The 13,927-nt window shown below is 36.0% G+C and carries 11 protein-coding genes, 1 pseudogene and 1 CRISPR repeat array; of the genes and pseudogenes, 11 read left to right on the forward strand and 1 reads right to left on the reverse strand.

Features of this window, described 5'->3' with window-relative positions:
• Positions 1 to 150: 150 nt before the first annotated feature.
• Positions 151 to 1,506: a PepSY-associated TM helix domain-containing protein gene (locus MUA90_RS02265; protein ID WP_262588070.1), complete on the reverse strand. Its 1,356-nt coding sequence runs from the start codon at positions 1,504 to 1,506 to the stop codon at positions 151 to 153.
• A gap of 307 nt (positions 1,507 to 1,813) precedes the next feature.
• Here MUA90_RS02265 and MUA90_RS02270 point away from each other — a divergent pair, with 307 nt between their 5' ends.
• The 11 genes and pseudogenes from MUA90_RS02270 (at position 1,814) to accB (ending at position 13,918) form a co-directional block, all read left to right on the forward strand.
• Entirely contained in the window at positions 1,814 to 2,434 is a 621-nt protein-coding gene (locus MUA90_RS02270) for an MFS transporter (RefSeq protein WP_262588071.1), read from the forward strand.
• A 219-nt stretch (positions 2,435 to 2,653) separates the two neighbouring features.
• A complete protein-coding gene (cas9, locus tag MUA90_RS02275) occupies positions 2,654 to 5,815 on the forward strand; it encodes a type II CRISPR RNA-guided endonuclease Cas9 (RefSeq protein ID WP_262588072.1) in 3,162 nt (1,053 codons plus the stop codon).
• Positions 5,816 to 5,822: 7 nt separating this feature from the next.
• Positions 5,823 to 6,137 carry a CRISPR-associated endonuclease Cas1 gene (locus MUA90_RS02280; RefSeq protein WP_262588074.1) on the forward strand — a complete coding sequence of 105 codons (315 nt, stop codon included), beginning with the start codon at positions 5,823 to 5,825 and terminating at the stop codon, positions 6,135 to 6,137.
• A gap of 119 nt (positions 6,138 to 6,256) precedes the next feature.
• A pseudogene (locus tag MUA90_RS14030) lies at positions 6,257 to 6,559 on the forward strand (CRISPR-associated endonuclease Cas1); the annotation flags it as partial.
• Between the two features lie 59 nt (positions 6,560 to 6,618).
• A CRISPR array of direct repeats spans positions 6,619 to 6,844; the repeat unit is 29 nt; unit sequence GTTTTAGTACACTGCAATTTTAGGTATGA.
• A 150-nt stretch (positions 6,845 to 6,994) separates the two neighbouring features.
• Complete coding sequence (locus MUA90_RS02285; RefSeq protein ID WP_232167889.1) at positions 6,995 to 7,453, forward strand: LPXTG cell wall anchor domain-containing protein; 459 nt, start codon at positions 6,995 to 6,997, stop codon at positions 7,451 to 7,453.
• Positions 7,454 to 7,670: 217 nt separating this feature from the next.
• Positions 7,671 to 8,744, forward strand: coding sequence for a PTS sugar transporter subunit IIC (locus MUA90_RS02290; protein WP_262588076.1), 1,074 nt, complete (start codon positions 7,671 to 7,673; stop codon positions 8,742 to 8,744).
• Between the two features lie 58 nt (positions 8,745 to 8,802).
• Positions 8,803 to 9,873, forward strand: a complete 1,071-nt coding sequence (locus MUA90_RS02295) for a PTS sugar transporter subunit IIC (protein ID WP_262588077.1) — start codon at positions 8,803 to 8,805, stop codon at positions 9,871 to 9,873.
• Positions 9,874 to 10,113: 240 nt separating this feature from the next.
• Positions 10,114 to 11,187: a PTS sugar transporter subunit IIC gene (locus MUA90_RS02300; protein WP_398577366.1), complete on the forward strand. Its 1,074-nt coding sequence runs from the start codon at positions 10,114 to 10,116 to the stop codon at positions 11,185 to 11,187.
• A gap of 556 nt (positions 11,188 to 11,743) precedes the next feature.
• A complete protein-coding gene (gene pxpB / locus MUA90_RS02305; RefSeq protein ID WP_262588078.1) occupies positions 11,744 to 12,475 on the forward strand; it encodes a 5-oxoprolinase subunit PxpB in 732 nt (243 codons plus the stop codon).
• The gene (locus MUA90_RS02310) at positions 12,465 to 13,475 is read left to right on the forward strand and encodes a 5-oxoprolinase subunit C family protein (RefSeq protein WP_262588079.1); all 1,011 of its coding nucleotides are present in this window, start codon (positions 12,465 to 12,467) and stop codon (positions 13,473 to 13,475) included. Before pxpB ends, MUA90_RS02310 begins: the two co-directional genes overlap by 11 nt.
• The gene (gene accB, locus MUA90_RS02315) at positions 13,472 to 13,918 is read left to right on the forward strand and encodes an acetyl-CoA carboxylase biotin carboxyl carrier protein (RefSeq protein WP_262588080.1); all 447 of its coding nucleotides are present in this window, start codon (positions 13,472 to 13,474) and stop codon (positions 13,916 to 13,918) included. The genes MUA90_RS02310 and accB overlap by 4 nt, the downstream gene beginning before the upstream one ends.
• Positions 13,919 to 13,927: the final 9 nt, after the last annotated feature.

Consider the following 13,927-nt stretch of genomic DNA (forward strand, 5'->3'; position numbering starts at 1 on the left):
ATAAAAAAATAGGCGACGATAGTCAATACCTAAAAAGCCCCCCTTACTACTGCAATAGTAAGGGGGTTATTTCATGTGGAATTCCTTGTTAATTAAATTATAGTATCAGACTTAAACAAATAAAATTGATAATTTAATTTATAAGCTATCTTATTTAAAAGAAGTGGTTTGCTTACGTTGATCTTTAAAGTAAAGCAGTCCTTCTATGATAAAGACAATAATTAATGAGAAGCCGAATAACGGCATTAAGATACCAAGTATAATCAGCACAATGATTAAGGAAATAGACATAGGTTTTTTAATGCGTTTTGGCAATGGATCTGGTGTTTTCATGCGGTTTAAGCGTTTCAGCCAAGAAACAAAGCCGAATACAATGCCTGCTAAAAAGGCGATACAAACCAGCAGATTAATGATTTTATTAGGTGTGCCGAAGAGATGGCCTTCGTGAAGCGGGATGCCCCAAGTAAGCCATTTTGCTAGAATACCGTACTCTTGGTAATCTACTTTGCCTAAACACTTGCCTGTATATTGATCCATGTATTGTGTTGTTTCTTTCTCAGGTGATACGTCAAAACCAGTCACACCGCTGTTGCTGGCTTTAGATAAAGTAAAGGAACCATCAGCACTTGTCGGATACACAATCGCAAACGGACGTGTCAGACCTTGCTGTTCAGCTTTTTGAATAACTTTGTCTAAAGATAATTGACCTGGTGTATTGGTCATCGGCATGGCCATATCACCGTGGTGACCGCCGCTATTGTTTGAATTCGGTGCAGTTTTTTGACGCATAGCCCAAGGAATTTCGTTAGCTTCTGACTTAGGAGGATTTGCGACAAGTTCTGTTTGACCTAGTGCCGGATAAGTTGTCGCGACTTTATTGATTTTATCTCCCATAAAAGCAGACCATGGCAAGCCGGTAAAGACTAAAATCAACATAGGAATTGCGACAATCAATCCAAGTATAGCGTGCCACTTTTGGAACTTAAGTGCTTTGCTTTTGGAAGTGAATAATTTCTTTCGTACCAGCATATAAATACCAGATAATATCATGAACACTGTCCAGCATGCTGTGAGTTCTACTAAATAATTGATGACTGTATTTTCTGTGGAAAGCGAACTATGTATGCTTCTTGTCATATTGGAATAAGTGTATTTAGCATTCTGCTGGGCAACAATCTGGTTATGTTCATCAAGGAAAATGTAATAGGAATTGCCTTGCATGTCACCGATCGTAATACGATTGTTGTATGGTGATTCCATAACACTGACTTTATTAATGGTAAAGCCTGGGTGCTGCTTTTCAATTTGTTTGATAGCATCTGTCATGGTTTGATGCGATTTGTGCTCGCTTTGTCCGAACAATTCTTGTTTATAAAGATTATGTTCGACTTCAGGAAAGAACAAATAAGCAATACCTGACAGGGTTAAAGTAATTAATAATGGTGTAATAAAAATAGCTGCATAGAAGTGCAAACGTTGCAAAGGATTAAATGTGTTGTGTTTCATTGTGTACCTCTTATCTTTCTATATTGTAGTTATTACGATTTAGAGAATTGCTATGATTTATTATTACAAATTTCAAAAGATATGAAAGTGTATATATTTAGCATAATTTGAAAGTTTTATGTCTAATGTGTGACAATTCTAAACTTATCTTATAAATACATTAAAATAAATCTTGCTTTTTTGCACTTTAATTATTAAATGTATAAAACAGTCAAAAAGCAAAGTGTAAATTGGAAGAAATGACAATGCTATTATTTGCTTTTTTAGCTATGCTTAAGATGAAAGAAATAGTAAAGGAGCAAACGTTATGAATAACAACAAAGCAACTCAAGTTAGTAATCGTTATTGGATGAAACTTGTTGCTGTATTTACGTTAGGTTGGTTAGTTATTTATGCTGCGCGTACGATTTTGAATCCGATTATGGGGGATATCAAATCAGAATTTACATTAGATAATGCGCAGTTAGGTTTAATTATGAGTTTATTCTTCATCGGATACACAGTCACACAGATTCCATCGGGTATTTTAGGGGATAAGATCGGCAGAAAGAAAATATTAGTACCCAGCTTTTTAATCTTCGGTATTTTCATGGTTATTACAGGTATGATGCCGAGTTACTTCCTATTTATAATTGCATGGGTGATTGTCGGATTAGCACAAGGGATGTTCTATGGTCCGCAATATGCACTCTCATCAGAAGCAATAACAGAAAAGAATATCACGCTTGGCAGTGCTTTGATTAACAGCGGTATGGCTTTTGGTACTTCTATCGGTTATTTCATTTCAAGTATTACAGTTGCTGAAATGGGAATGAGTTGGAGAATGCCGTTCTATATTATGGCAGTACCGATTATTATTATCGCATTCTTAATGTATCGTATTATCAAGGAACGTCCGCGTAAACAAGCACAAGCAAAAGTTGCGTAAGTAATAATATAGAGGTATAAAGACTCACTAAAACACTTGACGTGCCACGCTTAATAAAATGTAATTTAAGTACAATACAACGTATATGTATTGTACTTATACCTAAAATTGCAGTATCTACTAAAACAAGGCAAAATGCCGTGTTTATCTCGTCAACTTGTTGGCGAGATTTTTTTATCATTAAATAGTTTCAATATTCAAACTTTAAGGAGTGGTGAGATGAGCAAGAATTATATTTTAGGTCTGGATATTGGTATTACTTCTGTAGGTTATGGAATTATTGATTATGAAACGCGAGAAGTAGTTGATGCGGGGGTACGTTTGTTTAAAGAAGCAAATGTAGAAAACAATGAAGGACGTCGTTCAAAACGTGGTGCACGCAGACTTAAAAGACGCCGCAGACATAGATTGCAGCGTGTGAAAAAATTGATTTTTGATTACCATTTGATTGATGAAAATACAGAATTAGAAATAATTAATCCTTATAAGGCGCGTGTAAAAGGCTTATATAATATTTTAACCAAAGCAGAATTATCCGCTGCATTATTACATTTAGCTAAACGCAGAGGTGTACATAACGTAAATGAAGTTGAAGAAGACACAGGTAATGAACTATCTACCAAAGAACAAATTGCGAGAAATAATAAGGCATTAAGTGACAAGTATGTTGCTGAACTTCAGCTAGAACGCTTAAATGAGACCGGTGAGGTACGTGGTGCCTCGAATAGATTCAAAACTTCAGATTACGTAAAAGAAGCTAGAAAAATATTAAGTATGCAAAAGGAATATCATCAATTAGATCAATCATTTATTGATAAGTATATAGAACTATTAGAAACAAGAAGAACTTATTATGAAGGCCCAGGTGAAGGCAGTCCGTTTGGTTGGAAAGATATCAAAGAATGGTATGCCATGTTAATGGGGCATTGTACATATTTCCCAGAAGAATTGAGAAGTGTAAAGTATGCGTACAGTGCAGATTTATATAATGCACTTAATGATTTGAATAACTTAATTATTGAACGAGATGAAAATGATAAATTGGAGTATTATGAAAAATTCCAAATCATTGAAAATGTTTTTAAACAAAAGAAAAAGCCAACGCTTAAACAAATTGCAGATGAAATATCTGTTAATCCAGAGGATATTAAAGGATTCCGTGTGACAAGTACTGGGAAACCAGAATTTACTACGTTTAAAATTTATCACGATATTAAAAAAGTGACATCAAGAAAAGAAGTCTTAGAAGATACTGTACTTTTAGATCAAATCGCTGAGTTGTTGACAATTTATCAATCTCCTGAAGATATCCAAGAAGAATTAGAAACATTGGATACGGTTCTAACAAACGATGAAATTAATGATATTTCACAATTAACAGGTTATACAGGAACACATCGTCTTTCTTTAAAAGCAATTCGGCTTATATTAGATGAATTATGGCATTCAACAGATAATCAAATGGCAATTTTCAATCGTTTAAAACTTGTTCCGAAAAAGGTTGATTTAAGTAAACAAGATGAAATTCCAACGATTTTAGTAGAGGACTTTATATTATCACCAGTTGTTAAGCGTGCATTTATTCAATCAATTAAAGTTGTGAATGCGGTGATTAAAAAGTACGGTTTGCCTAAAGACATTATTATTGAACTTGCGAGAGAAAAGAATTCTGACGATGCTCGAAAATACATTAGAGAATTGCAAAAGAGAAATAAAAAGACCAATGAACGTATTGAAGAAATTATAAAAAGTACAGGCAAGGAAAAGGCAAAATACTTAGTTGAAAAAATTAAATTGCACGATATGCAAGAAGGCAGATGTCTTTATTCGTTAGAGCCGATTCCTTTAGAGGATTTGTTAAATAATCCTAATCATTATGAAGTGGATCATATTATTCCGCGTTCAGTATCGTTTGATAATTCTTTCAACAACAAAGTGCTAGTGAAGCAAGAAGAAAATAGTAAAAAAGGAAATCGAACACCATTCCAATATTTAAGTTCTGCGGATTCAAAAATCAGCTATGACCAATTTAAAAAACATGTTCTAAACTTATCAAAAGGCAAGGATAGAATTTCTAAAAAGAAGAAAGAATATTTACTTGAAGAAAGAGATATCAATCGTTTCAATGTTCAAAAAGAGTTTATTAACAGAAACTTGGTAGATACGAGATATGCGACAAGAGAATTAATGAACTTATTGAGATCTTACTTTAAAGTGAATGATTTAGATGTGAAAGTTAAGTCCATAAACGGCGGATTTACAAGTTTCTTAAGAAGAAAATGGAAGTTTAAGAAAGAGAGAAACCAGGGTTATAAGCATCATGCTGAAGATGAATTAATTATTGCGAATGCTGACTTTGTCTTTAAAGAATGGAAAAAATTAGAAAAGCAAAATAAAGTTTTAGAGAATCAGCCTATTGAAGAAAAAGAAGCAGAAAATATGACAAATATTGAGTCGGATGAAAAATACGAAGAGATTTTTGTTACACCACATCAAATACAGGGCATCAAGGACTTCAAAGACTATAAGTTCTCACATAGAGTAGATAAAAAAGCAAATAGAGAACTTGTTAATGATACGTTGTATTCTACGCGTAAAGATGAGAAAGGTGATACGTATACCATTAATAACATCAAGAATCTATATGATAAAGATAATGATAGTTTGAAAAAATTAATACAAAAATCACCAGAAAAGTTATTGATGTATCATCATGATCCACAAACTTATAAAAAGTTGAAAACAATTATGGACCAGTATAGTAATGAGAAAAACCCATTATATAAATACCATGAGGAAACAGGCAGCTATTTAACAAAATATAGTAAAAAGAATAATGCCCCAATCATTAAAAAAATAAAATATAAAGGTAAAAAGTTAAATGCGCATTTAGATATCACAGGTGATTACCCAGGTAGTAATAATAAAATAGTTAAACTTTCCTTAAAACCTTACCGTTTTGACGTATATCTAGATAATAATCAATATAAATTTGTAACAGTTAAAAACTTAGATGTAATCAAAAAAGAAGGTTTTTATGAAATTGATGCTGAAAAATATAAAGAAGCTAAAGTTAATAAAAAAATAAGTGAAAATGCTCAATTTGTGGATAGCTTCTATAACAATGATTTGATTAAGGTAGATGGAGAGTTGTATAGAGTAATAGGTGTTAATAATGATTTAACAAATAGGGTGGAACTTAATTTAGTTGAAATAACATATAAGCAACTTTTAGATAATCTAAATGATAAAAGTACTCCAAGGATTTTAAAGACGATTTCAAAAAACATTTCATCGATTGAAAAGTATACTACCGACATCTTAGGTAACTTATACAAAGCTAAAAGCAAGAAGTCACCACAAATGATAATGAAAGGGTGATAAATGAATGGCATGGAGGATCGTGTATCTTTCGGAAGTTGATAAACTTGCTTTGAACTTAAATAATTTAAAGGTCGCAAAAGGGGATTTAGAAGTTAAAATTCCCTTGAGCGATATCTTTGCGATTGTGATTGAAGACCTAACAACTACTATTACTTCTAGACTTATGATTGAATTATCGAAATATAATATCTTGGTTGTATTTTGTAATCAGGAACACTTACCTGAATGTATGGTCCATCCAATTAATGGCCATTTTAATCAGTATGGGCAAATGAAGGAACAGCTCCAATGGGGTGAAACGCAAAAAGGAGAATTGTAGAAACATATCTTGATTCAAAAAATACAAAATCAGATACAATGTATGAAATATATGGAGATATCTGAGAAAGAATAATCAAAATGAAGCAGCTGCAATCTTTAGTCACTCCCAAAGATGAAATGAATATTGAGGGACAAGCTGCAAAGTATTATTTTAATTCTTTCTTCAAAGATTTTAGAAGAGATGATGATTTTCTAATTGAAAATATGGTGCTGAATTTTGGCTATACTATTTTAAATTCGGCTATAGCGAGAACAATTGTCGCTAAAGGTTTAATCCCAGCATTAGTTATTCATCATATCGGTGCACGTAATCACTTTAATTTAGCATCCGATATGATTGAAGTATTCAGACCATTGGTTGATTTATATTTACTAAAGCACCCTCCGAAAGAGGAATTTATGACTAAAGAATATAGGTTGGAACTTGTGAACTTAATGCATGCAAGGGTACAAATGGATGGTAAGCAACATACAGTTATGTTTTAGTACACTGCAATTTTAGGTATGAGTGATTCTGTAAGAGGTATCCAAAAACAACGTATACGTTTTAGTACACTGCAATTTTAGGTATGAATGATTCTACTTCACTATGCGTTCCACTACCTCTATTGTTTTAGTACACTGCAATTTTAGGTATGAGTGATTCAAAAGCGAAAAGAGAATGAATTTTTCAGTGGTTTTAGTACACTGCAATTTTAGGTAATTAGTATTATATTGTTTGTTGGCAGCTTCGGCTGCTTTTTTTAATGTCTTATCAAGTTTGTATAGATACTGTAAAGCGGGTTTATTCTGCAGGTTGTATCGGTTACTTTAGAAGTGTGTCATTATCATTATTTTTAGGGTAGGAGGCTTATCATGAAAAGATTGAGTATGATCGGTACGGCATTAGTAGCAAGTGCATTAATCTTCAGCGGTATTGAAGATGTGGCAGATGGTGCAGAAGCTTATGCGGCAAAAGCGGTGACAGGTGAAGAGTTGCCGGATTCGACTGATCCAGATGGCGATGGATGGGCAAATATCGGTTTTGAAAATCTGCAGTTAGATGAACCTTATCAATCTCAATTACTCGAGTTAACTAAAATGAAAGATTCTGGTCAACTTGAACAAGCGGAATATAATGAAAAAGTCGCTGAACTTGTTTCGAAAGCGAGAGAAGTCAGCGGTAATGAAGCCAATGCTCAAGCATCAGCGCAACAACTGCCGGATTCTGGCGAAGCAGATCAGAATTTAGTTTGGGCAAGTGTCGGTTTATTAGTAGCTATTGCAGGTGCAGGTTTAACGTTCTCTGCACGCACTAAAAATAATAAAGAATAATTATTAAAGTACACTGTGTATTGAATGGTTATACGATGTGTATTAAACGTATCAATATGATGACAATAATGTATAGAAGATATAAGAGGAGCTGAATTTGTAAAATGCTTCTCTTATTTTATTTTGCACCATTGACTTATACAACAATAAGCACTACAATTATTCTGAAAATTACAAAAACATAAATGTCTTTTTGCATCACGAGAGGAGAATTTTTATGGAACAAACAGCACCTACACGACCCGGGACTAAAATCGGTCCTAAATACTTTCTTTTTAATCTTCTTAATGGGGTAGCAATCGGAATTGTAGCCGGATTGATCCCTAATGCAATTTTAGGTGAAATTTTAAAAGCCTTAGTGCCTTTTCATCCTGTCTTTACTCAATTACTGCATGTTACAACAGCCATTCAATTTGCGGTTCCCTGTTTAATCGGTGCGTTAGTTGCGTATCGATTAAAATTTACACCTCTAGGTATAGCAGTCGTCTCAGCGGCTTCTTTTATGGGGAGCGGCGCAGTTGTCTTAAAAGGGCATACTTGGGTTATTACCGGTATCGGTGATTTGATTAATACAATGTTTGCGGCTGCGCTTGCTTCATTGATGATTTTATTTATCGGTGAACGCTTCGGCAGTTTGAACTTGATTATCTTGCCGACATTTGTGGCAGTATTAACCGGTTATATCGCTTTGCATACTCTGCCTTATGTTAAATTAGTGACTTCTGCGATTGGTCATATGGTTAATAGCTTCACAGAATTACAACCGATTCCGATGTGTATATTAATTTCATTAGTTTATGCATCTATCGTTATTTCGCCGATTTCCACCGCCGCATTATCGATGGCCATCGGTATAGAAGGTTTAGCTGCAGGTTCTGCTTCAATCGGTATCGCTGCAGTAGAAGCAGTATTGACTGTAGGGACTTTAGGAGTCAACCGCTTAGGTGTTCCGATGACTATCTTCTTAGGCGGTGTAAAAATGATGCTTCCTAACTTAGTGCGTCATCCTATCATTTTCTTGCCGATTACAACGACAGCCGCAGTTACCGGATTTGTGGCGAGTTTGATTGGTATCGGCGGTACGAAAGAATCTGCCGGTTTCGGTATTATCGGTCTTGTCGGTCCAATTAATGCCTTTCGTTTCTTAGGAAACGGCAACTTCATGATTAAAACTGTTTTAGTTGCACTTGCATTCTTTGTTGTACCATTTATTACCGCAATCATTGCACACTTTATTTATAGTAAAGTGTTGAAATTATACGATAAAGAAATCTTCAGATTTATTGATTAACAGAAATTGAACGAATCATTTAAGGAATATAAGTTGAAATGTTGAAGGAGCAGACATCATGAAAAGTACACTCACACGACCAGGGACGAAAGTCAGTCCCAAATTATTTCTATTTAATGTTTTGAATGGGGTCGCTTTTGCGATCGTAGCCGGATTAATCCCGAATGCGATATTAGGAGAGTTATTAAAAGCATTAGCACCGCATTTTAAAATCGCTGTTGTTTTGCATCAAATTACAACAGCAATTCAATTTTCAGTTCCAATGCTTGTCGGAGCTTTGGTAGGACATCGTTTTAAATTCAGTCCGCTTGGTATCGCAGTGGTTTCTGCCTCTTCATTTATCGGCAGCGGGGCTGCAGTATTTAAGAACGGAGCTTGGGTTATTACCGGTATCGGCGACTTGGTCAACACAATGTTAGCCGCATCGATTGCATCATTATTGATTTTATTCTTTGGTGAACGTTTCGGCAGTTTGAACTTAATTATTTTACCGACATTTGTGGCAGTATTTACAGGCTTTGTTACTTTGGTTACATTACCTTACGTTAAACTTGTAACGGCCGCAATCGGAACAATGATCAATACTTTTACAGAAATGCAGCCGGTATTAATGTGTATGCTGATTGCGATTGTTTATAGTATGACCATTATCTCGCCGATATCGACCGTCGCAACATCTATGGCAATCGGTATTGCCGGTTTAGCCGCAGGTTTTGCTTCAGAAGGGATTACCGCTGCAGAAGCCGTACTTGCCTTTGGTACATGGAAAGTCAATCGCTTAGGTGTACCTGCTACGATTATACTTGGCGGTGTAAAAATGATGCTTCCGAACATGGTACGTTATCCGATTATGCTGGTACCTATCGTCACAACAGCTGCTATTTCAGGTATTATCGGCAGCTTTATCGGTGTCGGCGGAACAAAAGAATCTGCCGGGTTTGGTATTATCGGTTTAGTGGGACCTATCAATGCTTTCAGATTCTTGCATATAGATGATGTATGGTTGAAAGTGCTTTTAGTATTTATCGCATTCTTTGTCGTACCATTTACCGTCGCATATATCGCACACTTTGTTTATATGAAAATATTCAAACTCTATACTAAAGATATATTCAAATTCTTAGGATAACTCAAAGCAATGGCAGAAGCGCATTCCATGTTTCAGCCATTGTTTTTTATTGAGAAAGAATTGCTATTAATTCAGTTTTATAGCTTTCGTTTATACACATTTAGTATCTTCCTACTATTAATCGATAGTTAGTAACATATTTAATTTGAATAGTTATTGACTTTATATTGATTAGATATTAGAATTATCAGAATATTAAGAAATAATTCTAATTCAAATTAATCGATAGGGGGAAAATAAATGACAGCTAGCAATATGACACGACCTGGTACAAAGGTTACTGTGAAAACTTTTTTATATAATGTCTTAAATGGGGTGGCCTTTGCGATTATTGCTGGGCTGGTTCCTAATGCGGTGTTAGGTGAGATTTTAAAAGCGTTGGCACCGCATTTTAAAGTGGCGCAAACTTTCTTGCAGATTACGACAGCTATTCAGTTTGCTGTACCTATGCTTGTAGGTGCTTTGGTTGCACATCGATTCAACTTTACACCGTTAGGGATAGCGGTTGTAGCTTCAGCATCGTTTATCGGGAGCGGCGCTGTACAATTTAAAGAGGGTGCTTGGGTCATTACTGGTATTGGAGACTTGATCAATACAATGCTTGCGGCTTCTATTGCATCACTTTTGATTCTTTTGATCGGCGAACGCTTCGGCAGTTTGAACTTAATCATCTTACCAACGTTTGTGGCAGTCATTACAGGGTTTATTGCCTTGCAGACGCTGCCATATGTACAATTAGTTACAACAGGTATCGGCAATATGATCAATACTTTTACAGAAATGCAGCCGATATTGATGTGTATGCTGATTGCAATTGCTTATAGTATCATTATCATTTCTCCGATTTCGACAGTTGCGACATCTATGGACATCGGTATCAGCGGTTTAGCCGCAGGTTCTGCGTCTATCGGTATTACTGCAGCTGAAGCAGTATTAGTCATCGGTACATTAAAGGTCAATCGTTTTGGCGTACCGGTTACAATTTTATTAGGCGGCGTGAAAATGATGCTGCCGAATATGGTGCGCTATCCTATGATGTTGATTCCGATTACCTTTACTGCTGCTATTTCAGGTATTGTCGCAAGCTTTATCGGCATCGGCGGTACAAAAGAATCTGCAGGTTTCGGTATCATTGGTTTAGTAGGTCCGATTAATGCGTTGCGATTTTTAGAAACAGATTTGATCTTTGTGAAATTAGCATTAATTATTGTCGCATTCTTTGTGGTACCTTTTATCGTCGCTCATATTGCGCACTTCATCTGCATGAAAGTGCTCAAATTGTATGACAAAGAAATTTTCAGATTCCTTGGCTAATCTAACTTTCAGTAGAAAAATAATAATTTTTTTATCGAGAGAAAAACAGCGCAAATCCTGTTATATCAAGCACTACCAAATGGGACTCAATTTAAAGTGAGAAACTATTTCAAAAAAAGACTTTTACTTTAGCGGATTATGTATTATATTATAACAATATGCATGGAAAGGCTTTCAAAGGAATTGTCAAAATACTTTTGCACTTTTAGTGAGCTGACACAATAATTAGAAATATTTCAATATCAATTAAGAATTAAAATAAATTTAATATCCTTCTTAATCGATTTGCATGTATCAGAGATGTTATAATTGGATTTGTTGATTATTTTGCCTATAGGTAAAGTCAACAATAAAAAAACGAAATACAACACAAAGAGATAACGGGATTGAATGAAATTGACTGCATGATCGATAGAGCTATCGGTTGATGCGGTCAAGTTAATAAATAAAGGAAAGAACGTACTAGGCATTGTGCTTTCTTTCTTTAATAAACAATGGGGTGACGTCATCATTCAGATGGGCTGCAGTCACCGAAATTCAAAGGGGAGGCTATGTGATGAATTACCAAATCATCAGCGAACAAGCGATTTTGGTTCGATTCGAATCGCGCATCGATCCGAAAACGTTTAAGAAAGTACAACAATTGGTCGTTTATCTTGAGCGCTTAGCACATGATGCGATTAATGAAATTGTACTTTCTTACCGTGCGGTTATGATTCATTTTGATGACCGTAAAACGGATGCGAAATCGCTTATTGAAGATTTGAAGCTGGATACACTGGATATCAGTGATATCGAAACTTCAGAAAGTTCTAAAGTGGTACGTATTCCGGTAATTTATGGGGGTAAATACGGACCAGATTTAGAAGAAGTTGCCAAACACAACAATCTGTCGGTAGAAGAAGTGATTCAATTACATACAGCACCGACTTATTTAATTTACATGCTAGGTTTCATGCCTGGTTTCCCATATCTCGGGGGATTAGATGAGCGTCTGTATACACCGAGAAGGGATGAACCTAGAGTTCGTATCGATGCAGGCTCTGTAGGAATTGCGAAAAATCAAACAGGCTTGTATCCGAAAGATTCGCCAGGCGGATGGCAGATTATCGGCCGCACACCGTTAGATGTGTTCGACTTGGATCGTGAACCGATGACACTTTACGAAGCAGGAGACAATATTCAGTTCTATCAGATTTCGCAAGAAACGTATGATGAAATTATTGAAAAGAAATATGATCCTGATTTTGACATAGAAAGATGGGTGACAATTCAAGATGAGCATTAGAATAGAAAAACCTGGACTGTTTTCAACAATCCAAGATATCGGACGTTACGGCTATCAAAAAGAAGGTTTCTCAAGTGCAGGCGCATTAGACAGATACAGTTACCGCTTAGGCCGCCAATTAATCGGCAATAACGGACCAGCAATCGAAGCAACAATTATCGGACCGACACTTCAATTCTTAGAAGATAATACAGTTGTGATTGCAGGAGTTGAGTTTAATGCGACACTCAACGGCAATCCGTTTCCGCATCAAACAGTAGTACAAGTCTATAAAGGCGATGTACTGGCTTTAAATGCGTCAATTAAAGGTGCCCGCGGTTATTTATTCTTCGGTCATCCGATTGATGTGCCTGAAGTAGCTGGAAGCTATGCGACACATACACGTACAAAAATGGGCGGCTTCCATGGCCGTGCATTGAAGAAAGGCGATATGGTTCCTGTTCAATATAATGACGACTATCGCAAACATGTGGGATTTGCCAGCGACTTAGACTTGATTCACGAAGATACAGATGCAATCAGAGTAGTAGAAGGACCGCAATATGAAAGCTTTCCGGACGAAAGCCATGAAGGGCTTGTTTCAGAACCCTTCGAGATTTCTGAACAGTCAGACCGTATGGGCTTCAGATTGAAAGGACCTTCAATTCCGCCGAAAAACAGTGCGGATATCATTTCAGAACCTGTAGCACTCGGCAGTGTACAAGTTCCAAATGATGGTAACCCGATTGTATTAATGAATGATAAGCAGACTGTCGGCGGTTACACAAAAATTGCGACAGTATGCCAATCTGATTTAAGTGTACTAGCACAAAAGAAACCCGGTCAAAAAGTGAATTTTGAATGGGTAACTGTTGAAGAAGCAATTCAGCATTTAGCAGACTATAATAAAGGCTTTGAAGCTGCTTTAGAAGCAGTAGATAAAGAACCGTTGTTTGACATTCGGGAAATGAGAACAACGTCAAGACGTATCAGCGAATTATTAGAGGGGGATCAATCATGAAATTAGAAGAGATTAAAGATTTAATTAACTTAGTAAAAGAGAACAAAGTCAATAAATTCAAATATAAAGATGAAGCACATGAAATCGAATTGGATTTCTCAGCGCCGCAACAAGCACAGCCGGCAACACAGGTCCAAACACATGCGACATCTAACCCTGCACCAGAAGCTCAAGCAGAGCAGTCTCAAGGTGCTGAACAAGCATCAGGCGAAACTGTCAATGCGCCGATGGTAGGTACATTCTTCTTGCAAGATACAAAAGAATTAACAGAACCTTTAGTTAAAGTCGGAGATAAAATTCAAAAAGGCGATGTTATCGGCTATATCGAAGCAATGAAAGTGATGAACGAAGTGGCAAGCGAAGTCGACGGCGAAGTGGCAGATATCTTAGTAGATCACGGCACGAATGTCGAATATGACCAGGCATTAATTGAAGTTAAGTAAAGGGGTGAG

The sequence above is a fragment of the Staphylococcus sp. IVB6181 genome (assembly GCF_025561445.1).
Lineage (GTDB): Bacteria > Bacillota > Bacilli > Staphylococcales > Staphylococcaceae > Staphylococcus > Staphylococcus simulans_B.